General features: G+C 41.1%; 25 protein-coding genes. 22 read left to right on the forward strand and 3 right to left on the reverse strand.

Annotation, left to right across the window (positions count from 1 at the left end):
• Positions 1–29: 29 nt before the first annotated feature.
• From EBQ12_RS06165 to EBQ12_RS06235, 15 genes are all read left to right on the forward strand, one after another.
• Positions 30–1,364 carry a TRAP transporter large permease subunit gene (locus tag EBQ12_RS06165; protein WP_035389849.1) on the forward strand — a complete coding sequence of 445 codons (1,335 nt, stop codon included), beginning with the start codon at positions 30–32 and terminating at the stop codon, positions 1,362–1,364.
• Between the two features lie 13 nt (positions 1,365–1,377).
• Positions 1,378–1,644, forward strand: coding sequence for a hypothetical protein (locus EBQ12_RS06170; protein ID WP_125589393.1), 267 nt, complete (start codon positions 1,378–1,380; stop codon positions 1,642–1,644).
• A 171-nt stretch (positions 1,645–1,815) separates the two neighbouring features.
• Entirely contained in the window at positions 1,816–2,214 is a 399-nt protein-coding gene (locus EBQ12_RS06175; RefSeq protein ID WP_125589395.1) for a YwqH-like family protein, read from the forward strand.
• 4 nt (positions 2,215–2,218) lie between these two features.
• Complete coding sequence (locus EBQ12_RS06180) at positions 2,219–2,497, forward strand: YwqI/YxiC family protein (protein WP_035702411.1); 279 nt, start codon at positions 2,219–2,221, stop codon at positions 2,495–2,497.
• An 11-nt stretch (positions 2,498–2,508) separates the two neighbouring features.
• Positions 2,509–4,044 carry a T7SS effector LXG polymorphic toxin gene (locus EBQ12_RS06185; RefSeq protein WP_125589397.1) on the forward strand — a complete coding sequence of 512 codons (1,536 nt, stop codon included), beginning with the start codon at positions 2,509–2,511 and terminating at the stop codon, positions 4,042–4,044.
• Positions 4,045–4,055: 11 nt separating this feature from the next.
• Entirely contained in the window at positions 4,056–4,451 is a 396-nt protein-coding gene (locus EBQ12_RS06190; protein WP_125589399.1) for a CDI toxin immunity protein, read from the forward strand.
• Positions 4,452–4,463: 12 nt separating this feature from the next.
• Positions 4,464–4,790: a hypothetical protein gene (locus EBQ12_RS06195; RefSeq protein WP_125589401.1), complete on the forward strand. Its 327-nt coding sequence runs from the start codon at positions 4,464–4,466 to the stop codon at positions 4,788–4,790.
• 74 nt (positions 4,791–4,864) lie between these two features.
• Positions 4,865–5,227 carry a hypothetical protein gene (locus EBQ12_RS06200; protein ID WP_017360093.1) on the forward strand — a complete coding sequence of 121 codons (363 nt, stop codon included), beginning with the start codon at positions 4,865–4,867 and terminating at the stop codon, positions 5,225–5,227.
• 28 nt (positions 5,228–5,255) lie between these two features.
• Positions 5,256–5,528, forward strand: a complete 273-nt coding sequence (locus EBQ12_RS06205) for a hypothetical protein (protein ID WP_017368246.1) — start codon at positions 5,256–5,258, stop codon at positions 5,526–5,528.
• Positions 5,529–5,593: 65 nt separating this feature from the next.
• Positions 5,594–5,869 carry a hypothetical protein gene (locus EBQ12_RS06210; protein ID WP_073413029.1) on the forward strand — a complete coding sequence of 92 codons (276 nt, stop codon included), beginning with the start codon at positions 5,594–5,596 and terminating at the stop codon, positions 5,867–5,869.
• A 32-nt stretch (positions 5,870–5,901) separates the two neighbouring features.
• Positions 5,902–6,297, forward strand: coding sequence for an SMI1/KNR4 family protein (locus tag EBQ12_RS06215; protein WP_125589403.1), 396 nt, complete (start codon positions 5,902–5,904; stop codon positions 6,295–6,297).
• A gap of 233 nt (positions 6,298–6,530) precedes the next feature.
• Entirely contained in the window at positions 6,531–7,376 is an 846-nt protein-coding gene (gene lipL, locus EBQ12_RS06220) for an octanoyl-[GcvH]:protein N-octanoyltransferase (protein WP_074042138.1), read from the forward strand.
• Positions 7,377–7,415: 39 nt separating this feature from the next.
• Entirely contained in the window at positions 7,416–7,901 is a 486-nt protein-coding gene (locus EBQ12_RS06225; protein ID WP_019743229.1) for a tetratricopeptide repeat protein, read from the forward strand.
• A gap of 103 nt (positions 7,902–8,004) precedes the next feature.
• On the forward strand, positions 8,005–10,281 hold the full coding sequence (locus tag EBQ12_RS06230; RefSeq protein ID WP_125589405.1) for a glycosyltransferase: 2,277 nt from the start codon (positions 8,005–8,007) through the stop codon (positions 10,279–10,281).
• The gene (locus tag EBQ12_RS06235; protein WP_008343557.1) at positions 10,278–10,511 is read left to right on the forward strand and encodes a DUF5970 family protein; all 234 of its coding nucleotides are present in this window, start codon (positions 10,278–10,280) and stop codon (positions 10,509–10,511) included. The genes EBQ12_RS06230 and EBQ12_RS06235 overlap by 4 nt, the downstream gene beginning before the upstream one ends.
• 35 nt (positions 10,512–10,546) lie before the next feature.
• Here the strand turns inward: EBQ12_RS06235 and EBQ12_RS06240 are convergent, their stop codons facing one another.
• Positions 10,547–11,347, reverse strand: coding sequence for an RsfA family transcriptional regulator (locus EBQ12_RS06240; RefSeq protein WP_007497717.1), 801 nt, complete (start codon positions 11,345–11,347; stop codon positions 10,547–10,549).
• Between the two features lie 242 nt (positions 11,348–11,589).
• Here EBQ12_RS06240 and EBQ12_RS06245 point away from each other — a divergent pair, with 242 nt between their 5' ends.
• The 4 genes from EBQ12_RS06245 to EBQ12_RS06260 all read left to right on the forward strand — a co-directional run bounded on the left by EBQ12_RS06245 (position 11,590) and on the right by EBQ12_RS06260 (position 14,850).
• On the forward strand, positions 11,590–11,811 hold the full coding sequence (locus EBQ12_RS06245) for a YuzB family protein (protein WP_003215259.1): 222 nt from the start codon (positions 11,590–11,592) through the stop codon (positions 11,809–11,811).
• A 170-nt stretch (positions 11,812–11,981) separates the two neighbouring features.
• Positions 11,982–13,283, forward strand: coding sequence for an HD domain-containing protein (locus tag EBQ12_RS06250; protein WP_007497716.1), 1,302 nt, complete (start codon positions 11,982–11,984; stop codon positions 13,281–13,283).
• 30 nt (positions 13,284–13,313) lie between these two features.
• Positions 13,314–13,814, forward strand: a complete 501-nt coding sequence (locus EBQ12_RS06255) for a YwgA family protein (protein ID WP_024719448.1) — start codon at positions 13,314–13,316, stop codon at positions 13,812–13,814.
• A gap of 223 nt (positions 13,815–14,037) precedes the next feature.
• Positions 14,038–14,850 (forward strand): zinc-dependent metalloprotease, encoded by an 813-nt coding sequence (locus EBQ12_RS06260; RefSeq protein ID WP_024719439.1) that lies wholly within the window; start codon positions 14,038–14,040, stop codon positions 14,848–14,850.
• A 52-nt stretch (positions 14,851–14,902) separates the two neighbouring features.
• Here the strand turns inward: EBQ12_RS06260 and EBQ12_RS06265 are convergent, their stop codons facing one another.
• Positions 14,903–15,088 (reverse strand): 2-hydroxymuconate tautomerase, encoded by a 186-nt coding sequence (locus EBQ12_RS06265; RefSeq protein WP_008343530.1) that lies wholly within the window; start codon positions 15,086–15,088, stop codon positions 14,903–14,905.
• Between the two features lie 107 nt (positions 15,089–15,195).
• Between EBQ12_RS06265 and EBQ12_RS06270 the strand changes: the two genes are divergently transcribed.
• Positions 15,196–15,858: a site-2 protease family protein gene (locus tag EBQ12_RS06270; RefSeq protein ID WP_058337043.1), complete on the forward strand. Its 663-nt coding sequence runs from the start codon at positions 15,196–15,198 to the stop codon at positions 15,856–15,858.
• Positions 15,859–15,870: 12 nt separating this feature from the next.
• Positions 15,871–16,389: a YwhD family protein gene (locus tag EBQ12_RS06275; RefSeq protein WP_012011599.1), complete on the forward strand. Its 519-nt coding sequence runs from the start codon at positions 15,871–15,873 to the stop codon at positions 16,387–16,389.
• A 125-nt stretch (positions 16,390–16,514) separates the two neighbouring features.
• Here the strand turns inward: EBQ12_RS06275 and EBQ12_RS06280 are convergent, their stop codons facing one another.
• A complete protein-coding gene (locus tag EBQ12_RS06280; protein ID WP_125589407.1) occupies positions 16,515–18,584 on the reverse strand; it encodes a transglycosylase domain-containing protein in 2,070 nt (689 codons plus the stop codon).
• Positions 18,585–18,809: 225 nt separating this feature from the next.
• Between EBQ12_RS06280 and speE the strand changes: the two genes are divergently transcribed.
• Positions 18,810–19,640, forward strand: coding sequence for a spermidine synthase (gene speE / locus EBQ12_RS06285; RefSeq protein WP_003214614.1), 831 nt, complete (start codon positions 18,810–18,812; stop codon positions 19,638–19,640).
• The last annotated feature ends 19 nt before the right edge of the window (positions 19,641–19,659 follow it).

A 19,659-nucleotide genomic window follows, 5' to 3' on the forward strand; every position in this document is an offset into this window, starting at 1 on the left:
ATTTAATAAAGGGGAGGCGAAGAAACGATATGGGTTTTATTGCGTTGATTGTGTTCATAGCTGTCATCATTATATGGAATGTTATGGTGAAACGGAATATGGGAGAAGCCATGCTACTAGGCTTTATTGCGACCACATTATTTGGCGGATTGGATGCGTTAAGACTTTTCTGGGATGGTTTAATATTTGCATCCACATATGAGGTGCTTTATGCAGCTGTCGCATTTGTATTTATGGCCTATTTAATCGAAAAGTTGGAATTAATTCATGCACTCTTACGAATCCTAAATTCGGTTGTAGGCAAACTTCCTGGTGGAGCGGCTTATATGAGTACGTTAGGTTCAGCAGTGTTAGGCGCTCTTTCAGGTTCAAATTCTGCAAACACAGCTGCGACTGGCTCTATCACCGCCTCTTGGATGATTAAATCCGGGTGGAGCCGGACCCATACGGCCACGATTCTAGCAGGGAATGGCGGACTTGGAGCGGCACTGCCTCCGAACTCTTCCATGTTTATCATGCTTGGGTTTGCCCCGGTTGCCGCCCTTGTATCTGAGGGAGATTTATATATTGCCCTTCTAATAGGAGGACTGTATCAAGTCGTATACCGATTTATTTTGGTGTATCTTCTGGTGAAAAAGAATAAAATTCAGGCCATGCCGCCAGATGATATTCTTCCTTTCTGGGAAGCTGTGAAACAAGGGTGGAAGTCGATCTTTATTTTTTTCGGTGCCTTGATTCCTATCATGATCACCATTGGTCCGTTGGCAAACTACTTAAAAAGTAATCCAAACATCGGACCGGAGGCAATGGATCAAATTTCTTTAATTACGTGGATTCCGATTCTCATGATATTAATTAGTCTAACAATTGGAAGAAAAAAGGCGTCTGCTTTAGATTGGTCTCAATTTTTCAAATCAGCCATTCCTAAATTCACAACGATTGGCGCTTTGATGCTGTTTGCAGTGGCTGCTAGTCAAGTGCTTGCTGAATTAGGGCTCGCAGATGATTTGACGCAAATCACATCAGTACTTGCCATTCCGAAATGGCTCATGGTGCTCATTGTGGGTGTTCTTGTCACACTGGTGGCTGGCCCTCTATCTTCAACAGCGACATTAACAGCAGTTGGGCTTGTCTCATTTTCAGCTTTAATCTCAGTTGGAGTGGACCCAGTTGTGGCTGTAGTTGCCATTCTTGCTTTTTCATCAACTGAAGGCGCTTCCCCGCCTGCATCAGGGTCCATATTTATCGCTTCTGGTCTAGCAGGGGCCAGACCAGAAAAAACCTTTATCCCACTGATCCTCTATTATATGCTTCCGATCGTTGGCATTGGCTGGCTCATTGGAATGGAGATACTTCCCGTATAGAAAGGAGAAACAGATGAGAGTATTGATGGAATTCTTATTTAAAGTGCTGCTTGTCCTATTTCTAACGTCAGGAACGTTGTTGGTATTCGGTCAAATACTAGGAATTCTCTTGCAAAAGGGAGATATGATCATTGCTAGTACGAACCTATTTAAAAACCCAACACTGGTGTTAAGTGCCTTTTTTAGCCTTGTCGGGTTTTCACTCCATTATATCCCTGAGAAGAAAGACGCTGCATGTAACGATCATGGCTCAGCATCAGTCGGTGAGACTTTAAAATAAGCATCAAAAGCTGGATCCTATCGAAGGATTCAGCTTTTTTTATGTGAATTAGGTATAAAAACCCAATACATACGATTCATTTTTTAGTGAATTCGTTTTCAATCATATGCCTCTTGTGCTAGTAAATGGTAACATAACGGAGGACTATTTGAGGAATAGAGGTGTTTGACGATGTCTGGAGCTATCATCGGTTATACAACAGCCTTGTATTCGTTAAAGGCAGACATATCCATAAAAAAAGAACAAATCATAGAACTGAACATGTGTCGAAAAGAAATAAAAGAAGCAAAGTCTGCTCTGGCAGATGCTAACAAGAAAATGACTCATCCAGATCTGACATCACATACATGGTTTGGCCATCTCGCAGATACGTTTGATGACATTCGAGCCGAGATGGCATCCGCCAGTCAAGAGATAAAAAGTATACAGCTGACCAATCTAGTGAACCGAATTGATGAGAAAATCAGCGACTTAAAATCAGAGATCCATTCATTAGAACATGAAATTCATTCGGTTGAAAGAAAAATAGAGAAAGAAAAGCAGAAACAATTGGAAGAAAAAAGAGGGTAGTCACATGAGCAGAGAAATTAAAATAGATGCCAGTCAGGTCAAACGAGTATTGCAGCATGCAAAACAATCAGGCGCTCAAATGAATGCAACACTTCCAACAACCATCAAAGGAAGAAATCAGCTCCTGACGGCAGACACATTAGAAAAAGTCAATCAGCAGCTGAACGAATTAAGTACATCCTATATAGACATTCTTCAGAAACAACTTGTACAAACAGAACAAGCGGTGAACACCATGATCGAAACGGACAAGGCGCTTGCTTCCAGCAGTAAAAGAAAATAAAGGAGAACGCAATGAAAACCCTTGATGCTTTTGCGCTAATAAACGGAATTGACCAAACGCTGAATACATTAAAACAGCAATCACAACAGATTAGCTCCATAGAAAAACAAATCCAACAGATCATCTCACTTGATGGCGCACTAAAGGGAGAGGCGGGACAAGCCATCCGCTCCTTTTATACAGAATGCCATATTCCCTTCCTGCAATTTTTTCAGGTTGTCATTGAGGAATACAGCTCTGAGCTCAAACAAACAAAGCAGGCGCTTCATGCACTTGAATCAAATCAGCAAGGCTTTATATCACAAGCATTTATTGAACACGAACTTGATTCAGGTTTAAAAAAAGCGGAGCGAGCGATTTCTGACATCGTTTCAGATGTGAGCCAGGCGATCGGCAGGGTCAGTCATATCGTTCACTTGCCTCATGTAGACGAGTCTGCTTTTCAACAGAGCTATCAAAAAGCGTGGCTTGAGACATCCAGAACCATTGGACTGCTCCATGCCTTTGACAGAGAACAAACAAGTGCTATGAATGAAACAACAAGTGCATTGCAAACAATGAAGCAATACATCAACACGCTAAGCACCATGTTCACCGGCCCAAAAATTGACATCACGAGCTATCAAAAAGGGTCTATTTTCAAAAATGGAAAAGAAGAAAAAATAAGCAGCACGATCAGCGGATTGAATGACAAAATAGACAACATGAAAGAAAACCCGATGATGATCATGTTGAAGAAGCTGAGAGAGAAACAACAGGCGGATGTGGAGACGGTGGTTCGGGAAATGTCGTCTAGTAAAATTAATCAAACCACCGTAACCTTAAATGGAAAAGTATACAAGTTAAATGAGTACAAAAAGATTAACTTCGAAAATGCAAAGACGGTTGAAGTCATGAGAGATGGAATGCTGTATCGGTTACGGATATCAGAAAAAAACAAAGTAACGATTGAGAGCGTTAAACCGATTTCTGATGTGAAAACAGGCGATCAACCCCAAAATATTTTAAATGCAGCAGTTGAATTTACAGGAATAAACGACGCGATTCGGGTTATTACAGGAAGAGATCCAATAACAGGTGATAAAGTCGCAGGTATGGATCGTTTGGTATCAGGGGTGTACATGGTTCCAAGCGCTAACATTGTTAAAGTGGGGAAATATGTTTTTAAGATTATTAAAGGGGAGAAGGTAGCTAAGAGGGTTGAGAAGAGTGCAAAGGGTATTGGAAGAGGAGAACAAATATTAGATAAAGTTAAAACCTATGAACAAGCCAGAAATAAGACAGTAGACTTAGTTGGAGACCTAGGACCCAATGCACAACCATATACAGGTACGCTTAAGTCGAGTGCTGGGTATGGTAAAGTTGTTGGTAGGCAGTCTGCTGACGGAAAAGTAAGATGGAGATTAGATTATGATCCTAATAAGGGACCACATATAAATATTGAAGATTTTCGTAATGGCAAAGGAGCTAATGCAAAGAAAATCGCTATACCATTTGAAGGTAACGAAGGTACTTTTAAATCTTTATTAAAACATCTGAATAGATAAGGAGATTTTATATGAGTTTATTTGAAGAATGTATTGAGGCACTTGGTGAGAATGTACACGTTTTATATGATAATAGTAGGGAGAAAATATTAAGCCATTTTGAAAGTTCATTTCCATTTTCTGATTGGGGGCAAATTGAATGGAAAAATTTATCTTCTTATGCTGAAGTGAATACGTTTGATGAGATACAATCCTTTTTAAATCAAAAAATGGATGAGTATAATGATGTTGTTTATATCATTTGGGATGAAGGGACGTTACCAATTATTCAATCTACTTTAGATAAAGTTTTTGAAGCTATAGATGATGTTACTGCAGTCAGTTTTGATACATGGATTTTTTCACCATCTTCTGGTTATGTTATTGAAATATTTCATAATGGTGAAGTGAAAGTAGGATTAAAGTAGGGATGTAATAGAATGATGAATAATGATTGGATAACTGTTCAGGAAGTTGAAGATGATACTCAAATATGGGCCGGAACCGTAGTTAGAGTTTTTACGGAGGAATTAAATAAGGATAACCTAGAACGTAATTTCTATGATTACATCGTTTCTTTTATTTATGATAACAATGAATATTTACAATTAACCTGTCTTACTCAAGGTGAGGGTGGAAATATTGTTTGTGTATTGCAAACAGAACCAGATTCTAATTATTCATTAGGTAAGGAATTAAAAAGAATGATGGATGATGGTACAAACTCTGTTTTTGTGAAATTTTCACCTGAATGTATCGTTAACTGAACCTCTAATAGGAGTGGGAAAGACCAGGTTCTTTTCGAAAAAAATGAGAATAAGTGATAGAAAAGGTGACCGTATTGAAAATAAAAAAAATAAACTGGATTTCACAAGAAGCCTCAGAAGCTGAAGTGATTGTAACAGATGGCGAACTGGAAATAATGTGTTTTGCTCAACCATTAAATTACCTTGAAGAAAATGAACTATTAGAACCTATTTATTGTTTAGACGTGTCAGACTTAGTGAAAGCTGAATTGTCAGAGTATAGAATTGAAAAATTAGATGATAATTTCAGTTATAGTTTTTTAGGACAATTAATTGATAAGCGTGATGAAAAAGTGAAGGTAGGCGGACTTTTATTAGAATTAGATTACAATATACCGGGAGATATAAATGAAGGCGATTTTATAAGTTTTAATTGTCAACGGTTAGATATTTATTAGTATGAGCCAAAGTCTTAAGGAGCATTAAATGCACAAAAAACAAGAACTAACAAAACAAATCCAAACGGTCATCAACATCCTAGAAAAAGAATATTCGCAAGAGATCAATCAAGGTGTACTTGAATTAATATATAGAAGATACAAGAATGCCCAAAGAATCATGCAAGCAAATGATGATCTCCAAAAGGTCTTTATTATTGGCGGAGTTAGGGCTTACTTGGATAGTCATAATGATTATCTAAATCCATTTTTAGATGAATTACATAAAGCGGAAAGTCTACTAAAAGAATTGTTGTATTGATTATATAGTGATAGGTAGAAGTCTTTGTATTAGAAAGCGATACAAAAACACAGAAAGGAATTCGTATGAATCAGAAAAAACACATCAACAAAAAAACATTCAATTGGCTATTAAGCATCAGTGTTCTTCTCGTCATTGGGACAGCTTTTATGAGAGGGGTTTATGTCCCACATGCCGGTTCGGATTATCGAGGTTTTCCCATTGATTGGCTAGTCCTGCATTCAAATTATGGTGTTGAATTTCTATTTTTAGGTTTTATACTCGATGTCATCATTTTCTATTTTCTATTAAAGGTGCTCCTGCGGGTGTATAAAAGGATTATGACAAAATCAGCTGAATAAACGCTAGTTCAACCTTTTAGGAGGCGTTCAAAATGATTCATTTTTCTCAGATTCCCAACCTGATCATAAACAAACCAGCAAGTGACATACATATCAAAGAGGCAGAAGCTGAACTAAATATGATGTTTCCTCATGCCCATCAAGTCTTACTGAAACAATCAGATGGATGTTCCATTGGAGGCGATGTTCTTCTATACGGAACTGAAGACATAGTAGAACGCAATAAAACATGGGAAGTCCATCATTATGCCAGCGGCTATGTAGCCATTGGTGACGATGGCGGCGGGCGAGTATTTCTTATGCGGCAGGCAGAAGAGGAGAAAAAAGTGTGGATCGTCGATGCTGGTGTGATGGACCCTCAGCATGCGGAATTGGTGGCTGAAGACTTGTTAAGCTGGGTAAGTCACGGCTGTTTCATAGAAGTTTAGTCTATTAAGGAGATGATCGATTTGCCGTGGAACACATTGATCGCTGCATGCCTCGTGGTTGGGGTTCCTGTCGTTTTGATTGCAGCTGTTTATTTCATTTCGAAAAGGAAGAACAAGAAAACCAAATCCAGTTGAAAAGCTCTGTGACGTTCCTTGTCATAGAGCTTTTTTCTCTCTCATTCTCCCTCCATGTTATAATAAACACAGTTTATGAACGAGAGGATATGCAGGACATGAAAAATGAACCTATTGAGTTATTGACGCAGCCGACATGGCGAATCATAGATCAATCGAGCCTTGGTCTCTATGTAGACCCAAAGCAATCTTTTGCGATGGATGATACGCTTTGTGCGTCGGTCGGGAAAGGACTCTCACCAGCGACAGCACGTTCTTGGGTGCACCACAATACGATCGTTCTTGGGATTCAGGATACAAGGCTTCCATTTCTCCAAGAGGGTGTAAAGCTTCTTGAGGAAGAGGGATATCGCGTGATTGTACGCAATTCAGGCGGTCTTGCTGTTGTGCTGGATGAAGGCGTACTAAATGTGTCTTTAATCTTTGCGGAACAAAAGAAGGGCATTGATATTGACCGAGGATATGATGCGATGGTGGAATTGATCCGCCGGATGCTGTCGATGTATGAGGTGGACATTGAAGCCTATGAAATTGTCGGCTCTTACTGTCCAGGTAGCTACGATTTGAGCATCAATGGAAAGAAATTTGCCGGCATTTCTCAGCGTAGATTACGCGGAGGGGTCGCTGTGCAAATCTATTTGTGTGCAGATGGAAGCGGCCGGGAACGAGCTGATTTGATTCGCCGTTTTTATGAGGCAGCCTTAAAGGATAAACGGCATGAGGTGAAAGCGGTATTCCCTGATATACAGCCTGATACGATGGCATCCCTATCAGAATTAACTGGAGAACCCATTGACTGTGCGCTTCTCATGCGTCTTTTACTAGAAGAACTTCAAAAGCTGAGCGAGCAACTGACCGCTTCAGGGTTGACCACCGAGGAACAACTGGAGTTTGAGAAAAACATGACACGGATGATTGAGCGGAATGAGAAAGTGTTCTCGTAAACATATCTTTCCAGCCATCTTAAAAATAGGGGTGATGTAATGGAAACGAAACTTCTGAAAGCGATTGAACTTCGAGAAAATGGCCATCTTCAAGAATCCAATGACATGCTCATCCGTCTTGTAGAAGAGTATCCAGATCATGCCTCCATTCACTATCAATGTGCTTGGAGCTATGATGTGTTAGGGAAGGAAAAACAAGCTGTCTTTTTTTATGAGAGGGCCCTTGAACTAGGTTTGTCTTCAGAAGAAAGAGAAGATGCTTTCTTAGGATTAGGAAGTACATACAGAACCTTAGGGGAATATGAAAAGTCAAAACAAATATTCCTCCATGCGATGGAAGCTTATCCGCATAATAAAGCCATTCAAACGTTTTATGCCATGACTTTGTATAATTTAAATGAACATAGCAAAGCAATGGAAATATTACTGAACTGTTTAACTGAGACGACAAATGATCCTGCTATTTTGAGTTATCGAAAGGCCATTGATTTTTATTCAAATCAGTTAGATCGATTGTGGAAATGATTTATATAGACATGGAGGGGCAATGTAATGGAAGAATCCCCTCCTTTGCTATGACATTTTATATGTGATAGTCCTTTATGACATAAGAAAGAAGGAAAATGTTTTGTCACTCATCACCACGTATTACCCGCTGTTTATGCTTTGTATTTTGTCTCTGTTGTATATGATATATCGTATCCAGCCAATGGCCTCTACTGTGAAAAAAGTCATCATTGTGCTATGTGTGTTAACAAATGCTGCCTATATTTGCTGGCGCCTCTTCTTTACATTGCCGCATGAAGGTACTTTTAATATTGTCATGGGCATTTTGCTTGTTGCCTGTGAATGCATTGGGTTTATCCAGCTGCTTGTGTTTTATACACTGGTTTGGAAGCCTTCAAATCGGAAACAAGTCATGATCAGTGATCTTGACAGGCTGCCAACAGTTGATATTTTCATAGCTACATATAATGAACCGATTGAGGTGCTGAAACGCACTGTTGCAGGTTGTTTGAATCTCTCTTATCCGAAGGAAAGCTTTCAAATTTATTTATGTGATGATGGCAATAGGGAAGTTGTAGAGCAGCTTGCTTCTGAGTTTGGTGTTCATTATCTGACAAGAACAGATAACAGATTTGCTAAGGCAGGTAATTTAAATCATGCGATGTCTCAAACGGATGGAGAGCTGATTCTGACGCTTGATGCAGATATGGTTCCTCTTCCTTCATTTTTAGAAAAAACAGTGCCCTATTTTCATGATGGGGCAACTGCGTTTGTTCAAGTTCCACAGGCGTTTTATAACGAAGATCCTTTCCAATATAATATGTTCTCGAAAGATCGAATTCCAAATGAGCAGGACTTCTTCATGCAAACTCTCCAAGCTGGTAAGGATCGGTTTAATGCCGTCATGTATGTTGGGAGTAATACGGTTTTTAGAAGAACGGCATTAGATGAAATTGGCGGATTTGCGACTGGAGTGATTACAGAAGACATGGCAACAGGAATGCTTCTCCAAGGGAAATTAAAATCTGTGTCTGTCGGAGAAGTATTAGCCGTCGGTCTGGCACCTGAAAGCTGGCTTGATCTGTTAAAGCAGAGAGATCGCTGGTCGAGAGGGAACATTCAGTGTGCCCGTAAGTTTAATCCTTTGAAGGTTCGCGGCTTAACGCTGATGCAGCGTGTTCTTTATTTAGATGGCATTGTATATTGGTTTAACGGTTTGTTTAAAATGATTTATATTCTCACACCGATTTTGTTTTTATTGTTTGGTATTCAAAGTTTCTGGGCAGATTTCCAGTCCGTTTTCATGTTTTGGCTGCCGGCGTTCTTTAGCTCGTATTTAGCATTTAAACTTGTGTCGAATCAAAAAAGAAGTATGTTTTGGAGTCATATTTATGAAAGTTCAATGGCATTCCACTTAGCTGGTGTGGCACTCAGTGAACTGTTCTTGAAAAAACGTGTTGAATTTCTGGTGACACCGAAGGGGATTCAAACGGACAAAAGGCATTTTCATCTGAAAACGATGATTCCCCATCTGATCTTCTTGTTGCTCTCATTGCTTGCCCTTGTGAAAATAGGTTACGATGTGAAGGTAAATGGGACGATGAACGCTGATCTCATGTTGATTAATATTTTTTGGGTGCTTTATAACGGTGCAGGCTTATTCATGGCACTGCTTGTGGCGTTTGATCGACCGCGTTATCGGAAATCAGAGCGATTTGTCATTGAAAAAGAGGGGCATCTTCGTTCTGATCATCAAGATCAGTCGATTGCTTGTTTTCTACTAGATATGAGTGATTCAGGTGCGCGTCTATCCATTCCATTGGACCAAGCGTCTTCTCTTTATCAAGGACAAACGCAATTATTCTTTTCAGAGGATGAAAGTGTGGCGTGTGACGTGGTTTGGAGCTATCCAGAGGGAGACAAGCTGATGGTTGGTGTTGCTTTTACTGACACACAAAAATCAGAGTATTTATCACTGATCCGTTTCTTATTCACACGAGAGCATGTAGCGGTGACGGATCGTGAGAAAAAATCGTATGCTGTTCGGACGTTTCTCCGCTTTTTAAGAGAAACGGAGAAGGTACCAAAGGCTCTACGGCGCAAATGGATGAGAAGGCCATTGCAAGGTGTGACAGGCACGATCGCCTATGAGGACCGACTAGCAGAGAAGATGCCGGTGATCATACATGATATCAGTTTATCTGGGTGCAAAATTGAGTTTGAAGATTCAATTGAATTAAATGGGCAAGTGCTGATCACCATTGACACAGAATCTCTAACGGATCAGCCGGCGATTGCGATTTGGACATCACAAAAGCGAGGTCGTACAATGGCCGGACTCAAGTTTGTTCAGCCTGAAATCAAGCAGATAGAAGAAAGAGAGGGAGTGGTTTCTTGAAATCTAAAAATGGCGGTTACCTCTATTTACTATGGCTTCCTGTCATCATAGGAGCCGGCTACGGCATTTCGCTTTTCGTGCCGTTTCTTCAGCCTGTACTGACGCTTGGTATCGCAGGGCTTTATATTTTTATCTTTGGTGATTTTCAGGTGAGGCAAGTTAGGTACATTTTTATGTTCGTCTTCTTGATCAATGTCCTTTTTAGCGTGATGCTATTTTTGGATATTTAAAAAAGTGCTTCCCGCAGGTGGGGAGCACTTTTTGGTTATTCTGCCATTTTTTCAAGGTTGCCGTTCCGGTCCATTTTAAAGGTTGGTGCGGCACTGTCGTCCTCTTCAAACAAAACTAGTTTTCTTGCACGGTTCATGATTTTGACGAGTGTTTCATAATCTTCTTGAATGGTGAGCTGATCCTTTTCAAGCTTTTTCACTTCAGCTTCTAGTTGAGACACTTTATGTGAAAGTTCGTTGTTTTCTCGTTTTAACCGGCTGTTTTCCATCCGTAAGGCAGATGATTGCTGTCCATCGCCTTCATAGCGGCGTAAGAAATCAATGATATCCTCAATGGTTAACTCTTGGCGCTGCCCAAATGGATTGGCTTCTGGCTTTTTCTCTGTCACTTGAGAAGCCTGTGACAATAAATGTGATAAACTAGCTAACTCTTCATTGTAGCTTTGATCCACAAACTGAAGCTGTTCGGCTGTTTCGGCTGCAGGTGCAAATGTTTCTTCTTGCGCAGGTTCCAGTTCTTGAGAGAACTCTTCCTGTGTGATCGTTTCTTCAACTTGCGGCTGATAGAGCAAACGTTTTTTCGCAGGCTGTCCATTGCCGAGTGCACGCATGCGTTGTTTACGCTGTTTTTTGGCAAGTGCCAATGCTTTTTCATATTGATGCCTCACGACAGCATTCCATCTAAATCCGCATGCCGCTGAGGTACGGTTTAGCTTGTCTCCAACTTCTTCAAATGCGTTCAGTTGTGTACTGCCCTCTCTGACGTGACGTAAGACGGTTTCTGCCAGAAGGAGATCATTTTCCTCTGACCAAGCATCTTGTCTTTGTTTTGACATGTGTTTAAACCCCCATAAGATTTGATGGTATTAGATTAGCCAAGTTCAAGAAGGTTTATACAAGTTTGCTAAAAGGATAGTGGAAAATACTAGCTTTTATGTGAATACGTCTCTGTGCTGACAATGCTTCTTGCAACTCCAGTCGCTTCGATGTACAATGTTGGGTGGTATATTATTCACTCTTAGTTGTCCAACTGTTTCATATAGAATGAAGTTTCATCATTGAAAGGAAGCGTAAGAACATGGCTAATGAGTTTCGCGTATGTGACGATTGTGATGCGACGAACCTAAAAACGTTATTGCCTCGACTTAAATCGGTTGACCCTGATGCAAAAATTGAGATTGGCTGTCAATCGTATTGCGGTCCAGGACGAAAAAAGGCTTTTGCGTTTGTGAACAATCGCCCATTATCCGCACCAACAGAAGATGAGTTACTCGAAAAGGTTCAAAAAAAAGTCAAATAAATGTCACTGAATGTGTTCAGTCGACCTAAAAAGAGGTCCGTCCCTGTCAGGTCGGGCTTTTTACGTCCGTTCAATCTATGAGAACACATTCGCCAGCAAATTCAAGGATGTTTTCGGGAAAAGTTACCCGATATAATAGAAACACGTCTTAAAAAAAGAGGGACGAAACGATGGCGTATCCAAAAGGGAAATTATCCGAAGAAAAGGTATTTAAAGATCCTGTGCACCGCTATGTTCACGTACGGGATGCATTGATATGGGATTTAATCGGAACGAGAGAGTTCCAGCGCCTTAGACGAATTAAACAGCTAGGCACCACTTATTTAACGTTTCATGGGGCAGAACACAGCCGATTTAATCATTCACTCGGTGTATACGAGATTGTCAGACGAATTGTGGATGATGTGTTTAAAGGAAGACCCGAATGGGATGAAGGGGAGCGTGAGCTTGTACTGAGTGCCGCCCTACTTCATGACCTTGGACATGGTCCGTTTTCTCATTCCTTTGAAAAGGTCTTTCATTTAGATCATGAATCGTTTACAAGAGATATCATTTTAGGGCAGACGGAAGTAAATGAAGTGCTGCGCCGGGTCAGTGACGATTTTCCAAAGCATGTAGCAGAAGTCATTGCCAAAACGTATCAAAACAAACAGGTGGTCAGTTTGATTTCAAGTCAAATTGATGCCGACCGAATGGATTACTTGCAGCGTGATGCTTACTATACAGGCGTCAGCTATGGTCACTTTGATATGGAACGTATTTTACGCGTAATGCGTCCAAGAGAAGATCAGATTGTGATGAAACAGAGCGGGATGCATGCCGTAGAGGATTATATTATGAGCCGCTATCAAATGTACTGGCAAGTCTATTTCCACCCAGTGACACGCAGTGCGGAAGTCATTTTAACGAAAATTCTCCATCGTGCAAAAGAGCTGCATGAAACGGGCTATATTTTCACACATGCTCCTGTGCATTTTTATTCAATTTTTGAAGGAAATGTCACCACAGAGGACTATATTAAGCTGGATGAATCCATTGTCTTATTTTATTTTCAGGCGTGGGAAGATGAAGAAGATCACGTGCTGGCTGATTTGTGCCGCCGTTTTATGAACCGCCGTTTATTCCAATATACAGAGTTTAATCCAAATGAAGAAATGACGAAATATTTCAAGCTGACGGCTTTGTTCAAAGAAGCAGGAATTGATCCTGACTATTATTTAGTGGTCGACTCTTCCTCTGATTTGCCTTATGACTTCTATAGACCGGGCGAAGAAGAAGAACGGCTGCCGATCCATCTCTTGACGCAAAGTGGTCATATTAAAGAACTGTCGAGACAGTCAGATATTGTTGACGCCATTTCCGGTAAACGAAGAACCGATCATAAACTTTATTTCCCGATGGACTTAATTGTAGATATGTCGGAAAAAGCTGAAGAAAAGAAGGCGATCATGAAGCTGCTTGGATTGGGATAAGGAAGTACTGAAAAAGGAGATGTCGGGAATTTGTTGAAAGAGCATGCAAAGTTGATGAAGGTGTTCTCTGAATCTGGGGAAATCGTTGGACGGAAGAAGCTGCAAAAAATGATTTACATAGCAAAAAAGCTAGATTTGCCTTTTTACGAGAAATACGATTTTCATTTTTATGGCCCTTATTCAGAGGAGTTGACGCTCAGAATTGAAGAGCTGTGCAACCTTGGATTCTTGGACGAAATGAAGGAAAAAAAGGGCGGATACTTTCAATATCGCTATTCGCTGACGGACAATGGGAAAGAGTTTCTCGATCAGTGTGAAGTGGACATGCCTGACCTCAAAGTGCTGACGCAGCAGATGAATGAGCAATCGTCTCGTTTTCTAGAGCTTGTCTCAACGATTTTATACTTTGATGATCTGCCAAAAGATGAGGTAAAGGAAAAGGTCTTCACCATTAAAAGCAAGCAGCGCTATACGGACGAAGAATTTGAGGCAGCCCTTGCGTATATTGATCAGTTGAAGGAATTGAACTAACTTTGCAAAAGCCCAATTTTTGGGCTTTTTTTGTTTTGTAAGACCCGGACCGAAAGCGCTATTTTTGAATAAAATGTGTGTCAAAATATCCGAAAAATTAGTGAAAATGACATGTTTCGACTTTCTTCCTGTATATCCAATTCCCTGTTTTTGACTGAATAGAAGGAAAATGGTGAATTTTCAGTGAATATATAACCTTGTGAAAAACAAAGGAGGGATAGGAATGAAAAAGCGTTCAGTCTTTTTGTCATTTTTATTGGTAGGTAGTTTGTTACCGGGGGTAAGTTCAGCTTCTGCACCAGTTGCAAGTGCAGGTCATGGGCATGATCATGGTCATGCGCCGTTTGAAACACATATTAGTGAAGGGTTGCCAAAGGCAAACGATTTTAAAGATTTGACGAAGGCACCTCCTATTGAAAGAGATGTGACAACAAAGATTTTAGATGAGTCTGGTAAACAGGTAGGGTCTAGAACCTTTAAAGCAAATACAGGAGATTCGATTTCAACAAAAGCTAGTACAGGCAGTCAGAAAGTGACCGTCTATGCAGTAGCTGATGCGCAGTATCGTGCGAAATATAGTGATTGGCAGACGCGCATTGTCAGCATCATTGAGCAAGCGGATGTGACATTTAACCGTGATCATGATGTGGACTTTGTCGTACAAGCCGTAGGGTCTTGGACGTCTTCAGGATCAAATGCATCACAAATTTTGTCTAACCTTCAGCGCAGCTTTGATGGCAGAGGATACGATTTTGTCACAGGATTTACAGCAAATCCAAACTTTGATGCTGGCGGAATCGCTTATGTCTACAATAGTGCACCAAGCGGAAGTGCATTCGCCGTTAACCTTGACCAAGGAACAGCGAATACAGCAAAAGCGGCTACGCATGAATACGGCCATAACTTTGGCTTACCGCATGATCCTCAAGGAAGCGGAATTGTCTGCTTAATGAATTATGATTATTCTTACACTGTCGATTTCTTCGATGCGGCTCATAAAAATCAAGTGAACCGTAATAAAGCTTGGTACAGATAAGGTAAGAGAAAAAAGGACAAACACCGAAAAAGTGTTTGTCCTTTTTATATGCTTACAGGTCGCTCATTCGCTTTCCTGCTACAGCATAATGTTCTTTTTTCATTTCTTCAATAATGACAGAGACTTTCTCTGCACCTGCACCTGTTGTTTCAACAACGGCATCTGTGACTTTCTCCACAAGAGCTCTTTTCTGCTCATCTGTTCTTCCTTCAAGCATTTGAACGGTGATAATCGGCATAATGGCAACCTCCTTTTTCCTGTAGTGCTACGCTTCCCTTTAGTTTAAGGGACTTCTTATAGTATACTGAATGAAGTAAATCATTGTATAGAAAGAAAGAGGGATTCATGCCTTTGAACCAATTTCTTGTTTATCCATTAGAACTGATTCCATATGTCGCCATTACGCTTGTTGTGGCTTTTACGATGCACGAGCTGGCGCATGCATATGTTGCGTATCGTTTTGGAGATCCGACAGCTAAAAATCAAGGGAGACTGACGCTCAATCCATTGAAGCACCTTGATATTTTCGGGACGATCTTGATCTTTGTGGCTGGGTTTGGCTGGGCGAGGCCTGTACCTGTGAATCGGTACCATTTCAAAAACCCACGTCTCGCAGGGATATGTGTGTCGATCGCAGGACCTTTAAGCAATTTGGTTTTGGCATTTTTGGGCTTTTGTGTGTATGCGCTTCTTCAGAAATTTGGCGGGGAGTCGCTCATGCGCTTTGAGCCGGGGGTTGATTATTTCTTCCAAATCTTTATTAACTTGAACGTGATTTTGTTCCTATTTAACTTATTACCGATTCCGCCGCTGGACGGATATCGTATTATTGAGGATGTTGTCAGTCCCGGCATCCGTGCAAAGATGACGCAATTTGAACAGTATGGGATCATCATTTTCCTCATCTTCGTCATCACACCGCTAGGTCAGTTTGTTTTTGTTCCATTGATCGGAATGCGGGATCAAATCATATACTGGTTTAATCTTATTTTGAAGCCGCTGCTTTAGGAGGTCTAATGAATGGAAGGTAAAAAGAAGAAACCAATTGGTTTTAATATCATTAAAAAAACAGATGCAACGGATGGACATGGAGGTTTTGGGGCAGGTGCCCTCAGCCTTGATAATATCTCGCCGGTGATCATTGATGTGGAGGAAAAGGAAGCCGTCATTGATATTGGTGCGATGCATGCAAGAAGTGCCGTCGAAAAAGGAATTAAATTTTTAAAAACCAAAGAAGAGGTACCTAACGGAAAACCGTATTGGCTCGTATGGGTGACGATTGACCGCAGAGAAGAGGGGCCATATTATGCAGGAGTCACAGCTTGTGAAATGACAGTTGACCGCTCGATCCGCAGAGGATATAAGTCACTTCCTGAGCATGTGAATTTAATGGATAAATCCATGAAGCGTAAAATCGTTGTCAGTCATATGGATGATGTATCGAAAAAGGTGCTCGCTGATTTCTTGAAGAGTCACAATGAAGCGTTATGGGAAGCATCTACAGATGAATTAAAAGAAGGATTGGCTGTTCCTGAGTAATTGTGAAATTTTTGTGAAGAATGATGAATGGATACCAATTCCAAGCGTTTTTTCAGTAAACTGGTGTTAAAGCTAGGACATGGAGAGTCCCGAGATGCAGATCTCGGGGTTTTTCATGTCCATTTTTAACGTTTCAGCCACTTTTCCCACCATTTCTTAGGCTGTTGATCTTGAGCTTTGTCTTGCTCAGAAGCTTTGTTCTCGGCACCATAGCAGACACCGGTCGGCTCCGTTCCTTCTATAAAATAGGTAAATACCTTTGATTCGCATCCTGGGCCTGCGAGATCACCGGTTTTTGGATTGATATATACGCCTTTTACACCGTCTGGCGGCATGAAGGAGGAGGCTGGCTGATTCGAGAGGGCTGATTCCATAAAGGAAGCCCATATCTTTTTCGCATAGGCGGTTTCTTTGACCGAGTCAATGGTGCGTCCTTTATCGTAGCCGGTCCACACACCTGTGACGAGTTGGGGAGAGAAGCCGATCATCCAGCTGTCAGCACCTGTCGTCCCCGATTTCCCTCCATACGTTCTGGTAAGATCTTTTGAAATGGTACGACCTGTGACACTTGTATAGCCATTTAATTGATGATTGAACATCCCTGACATCATGTCAGTGGTGACAAATGCTGCTTTTTCATCTAGTACTTGCTCTCGTTTTTGTTTCTCCTCAAAGAGTACGTTGCCCTTTGCGTCCGTTACTTTCGTAATAAAGGTTGGCTTGACGCGTTTTCCTCCATTGACCAGCATCGCGTAAGCATTGGTCATTTCGATTGGTTTGACAGGTGAAGTACCTAGCGCAAGTGAAGGCACTTGATCTAGTTTTTCGTGAATCCCGAACGTCTTGCCTGCACGTACAAGCTGTTCCATTCCTAAAAATAGATGGGTTTTCACAGCGTAAATATTATCAGATAGCGCTAAAGCTTGAAGCATTGTAATGCCGTCATTGGCGTAATAGCCGTGATAGTTGCTTGGTGAATAAGCAGCGCCGCTTCCTTGTTCATCCAGTTCAAAAACGGTTTCTTCACTGCGCATCACGGTTGCTGGTGTAAACCCATTTTGCAAAGCCATGTAATAGAGAAGCGGTTTCATTGTTGAACCCGGCTGTCTTTTCGCTTGTGTGACCCGATTGAATGGGCTTTTCTCGTAATCTCTTCCCCCGATGAGGGCAAGGACATGACCTGTTTGGGGATGGATGGCAGCAAAGCCGATTTGGATATCTGATTCAGCATCCATGATGTTGGTTAAAGTCTTTTCAGCGATTTTTTGTAATTCAGGTTGTAAGGTCGTTTCGATATGAAGACCATACGTTTCAATTTGTTCCTCGGTTAAACCCAGCGTTTGTTTCAGTTCGCGAATCACATCATCATAAAAATACGGGGCCTGCTTTGCTTGTAGCTGTTTTTGTTTGAGCGGGCGATAGGACAGCTTTTCCTTGCTGGCATCAGCAACCGCTTTTTTCGTAATCATGCCATCCTCTTGCATTTGCTTTAGGATCATCTTTTTTCTTGCTTCGGCTCTTTCTTCGTTCACATAAGGGGAGTAGAGAGAAGGCCCCTTAGGAATACCGGCAAGCAAGGCAGACTCAGCTAAAGTTAAGTTCTTCGCTTTTTTTCCAAAGTAAAGGCGGGATGCCGCTTCCACGCCGTATGCGCCGTGGCCATAATAAATGGTGTTCAAGTATCCTTCTAATATCTCATCTTTTGTATAGTTTTGTTCTAAGCGGATCGTGTAAAAGGCTTCATTCCACTTTCGCTTCCATGTTTTATCATGATCTAAATATAAATTTCGTGCGTATTGCTGGGTGATCGTGCTGGCGCCTTGTACCTTTGCCATTGCACGAATGTCTGCCACCGCAGCACCCGCCATGCGTTTCACATCAAAGCCGTGATGCTGATAAAAGGTTTTATCCTCAACCGCGACCACTGCCTGCTGTATATGAGGGGACATGTCCTTTAACGGAACCCAATATCTCTTTTCTCCAAAGTTTGATTCGCCAAGTTTAGACCCATCGGCTGCATAAATGGTCGTGGATTGGGGAACTTGAACAGAGGGAGCGCCTTGCCACTTAGCAAGTAAAAGAATCGTCAAAAAGACTGTGCCTGCAAATAGAAAAGCGAGCAAGCCGATAAAAAAACAGGCTCGAATCGTTTTCACGGTCATGCGGATTTTTTTATTACTCATGATTGTGTCCATGCAAAGCCCCCATTTTGACGGTTTTTTATCAGTATGGGACAAAGAAAACCGTTTTAAACAGGCGACTGCAAGGGTGCGCTTTAAAAATGAAGTTATCTCATGCGGTTCTTTACAATTTGATATGAATCCACTATACTTTTTTCTTGGACAATCGATATAGTCATAGCTGATAAAAGGCGCTAACAATAGATGTTTGTTTATTATTGGATGAGAGGAAGATGAACAATGAGCGAACTTTGGTATACAGAGAAGCAAACGAAGAATTTTGGCATTACATTGAAGGTGAACAAAACCCTTCACACAGAACAAACAGATTTTCAGCATTTAGAAATGGTGGAAACAGAAGAGTTTGGCAATATGCTGTTTTTAGACGGTATGGTGATGACATCAGAGAAAGATGAGTTTGTATACCACGAAATGGTGGCACATGTTCCTCTTTTCACTCATCCAAACCCGGAAAATGTCCTTGTTGTAGGCGGAGGAGACGGCGGTGTTATTCGTGAGATCCTCAAGCACCCAAGTGTGAAAAAAGCGACACTTGTTGATATTGATGGCAAGGTCATTGAATACTCGAAGAAGTTCCTTCCTTCAATTGCTGGGAAACTAGACGATCCTCGTGTAGATGTAAAAGTCGGAGACGGCTTTATGCACATTGCGGAAGCCGACAACGAATATGACGTGATCATGGTTGACTCAACTGAGCCAGTTGGACCAGCTGTGAACTTGTTCTCTAAAGGTTTCTATGCAGGAATCTCAAAAGCACTAAAAGAAGACGGTATTTTCGTTGCACAGACGGACAACCCTTGGTTCACACCTGAGTTAATTACAAATGTACAGCGTGATGTGAAAGAAATTTTCCCGATTACGAAGCTTTATACAGCGAATATCCCAACATATCCAAGCGGTCTTTGGACATTTACTATCGGTTCTAAGAAGTATGATCCACTTGCTGTAGAAGACAGCCGTTTCTTTGATATTGATACGAAATATTACACAAAAGAATTGCACAAAGCGGCATTCGTTCTGCCAAAATTTGTGAGCGATTTAATCAAATAAATCAAGCGAAATGGAAATG

Origin of the sequence: Bacillus sp. 2B09 (assembly GCF_003946835.1) — a bacterium.
In the GTDB taxonomy this organism is placed as follows: Bacteria; Bacillota; Bacilli; order Bacillales; family Bacillaceae; genus Bacillus; species Bacillus altitudinis.

What these genes read in the sequence shown, in the direction of transcription:
- EBQ12_RS06270 (WP_058337043.1), top strand. Translation starts at nt 15,196, where the DNA reads ATGCCTTTGAACCAATTTCTTGTTTATCCATTAGAACTGATTCCATAT.
- EBQ12_RS06175 (WP_125589395.1), top strand. Translation starts at nt 1,816, where the DNA reads ATGTCTGGAGCTATCATCGGTTATACAACAGCCTTGTATTCGTTAAAG.
- EBQ12_RS06250 (WP_007497716.1), top strand. Translation starts at nt 11,982, where the DNA reads ATGGCGTATCCAAAAGGGAAATTATCCGAAGAAAAGGTATTTAAAGAT.
- EBQ12_RS06165 (WP_035389849.1), top strand. Translation starts at nt 30, where the DNA reads ATGGGTTTTATTGCGTTGATTGTGTTCATAGCTGTCATCATTATATGG.
- lipL (WP_074042138.1), top strand. Translation starts at nt 6,531, where the DNA reads ATGAAAAATGAACCTATTGAGTTATTGACGCAGCCGACATGGCGAATC.
- EBQ12_RS06225 (WP_019743229.1), top strand. Translation starts at nt 7,416, where the DNA reads ATGGAAACGAAACTTCTGAAAGCGATTGAACTTCGAGAAAATGGCCAT.
- EBQ12_RS06180 (WP_035702411.1), top strand. Translation starts at nt 2,219, where the DNA reads ATGAGCAGAGAAATTAAAATAGATGCCAGTCAGGTCAAACGAGTATTG.
- EBQ12_RS06275 (WP_012011599.1), top strand. Translation starts at nt 15,871, where the DNA reads ATGGAAGGTAAAAAGAAGAAACCAATTGGTTTTAATATCATTAAAAAA.
- EBQ12_RS06170 (WP_125589393.1), top strand. Translation starts at nt 1,378, where the DNA reads ATGAGAGTATTGATGGAATTCTTATTTAAAGTGCTGCTTGTCCTATTT.
- EBQ12_RS06240 (WP_007497717.1), bottom strand. Translation starts at nt 11,347, where the DNA reads ATGTCAAAACAAAGACAAGATGCTTGGTCAGAGGAAAATGATCTCCTT.
- EBQ12_RS06185 (WP_125589397.1), top strand. Translation starts at nt 2,509, where the DNA reads ATGAAAACCCTTGATGCTTTTGCGCTAATAAACGGAATTGACCAAACG.
- EBQ12_RS06205 (WP_017368246.1), top strand. Translation starts at nt 5,256, where the DNA reads ATGCACAAAAAACAAGAACTAACAAAACAAATCCAAACGGTCATCAAC.
- EBQ12_RS06265 (WP_008343530.1), bottom strand. Translation starts at nt 15,088, where the DNA reads ATGCCGATTATCACCGTTCAAATGCTTGAAGGAAGAACAGATGAGCAG.
- speE (WP_003214614.1), top strand. Translation starts at nt 18,810, where the DNA reads ATGAGCGAACTTTGGTATACAGAGAAGCAAACGAAGAATTTTGGCATT.
- EBQ12_RS06195 (WP_125589401.1), top strand. Translation starts at nt 4,464, where the DNA reads ATGATGAATAATGATTGGATAACTGTTCAGGAAGTTGAAGATGATACT.
- EBQ12_RS06260 (WP_024719439.1), top strand. Translation starts at nt 14,038, where the DNA reads ATGAAAAAGCGTTCAGTCTTTTTGTCATTTTTATTGGTAGGTAGTTTG.
- EBQ12_RS06215 (WP_125589403.1), top strand. Translation starts at nt 5,902, where the DNA reads ATGATTCATTTTTCTCAGATTCCCAACCTGATCATAAACAAACCAGCA.
- EBQ12_RS06280 (WP_125589407.1), bottom strand. Translation starts at nt 18,584, where the DNA reads ATGGACACAATCATGAGTAATAAAAAAATCCGCATGACCGTGAAAACG.
- EBQ12_RS06190 (WP_125589399.1), top strand. Translation starts at nt 4,056, where the DNA reads ATGAGTTTATTTGAAGAATGTATTGAGGCACTTGGTGAGAATGTACAC.
- EBQ12_RS06210 (WP_073413029.1), top strand. Translation starts at nt 5,594, where the DNA reads ATGAATCAGAAAAAACACATCAACAAAAAAACATTCAATTGGCTATTA.
- EBQ12_RS06245 (WP_003215259.1), top strand. Translation starts at nt 11,590, where the DNA reads ATGGCTAATGAGTTTCGCGTATGTGACGATTGTGATGCGACGAACCTA.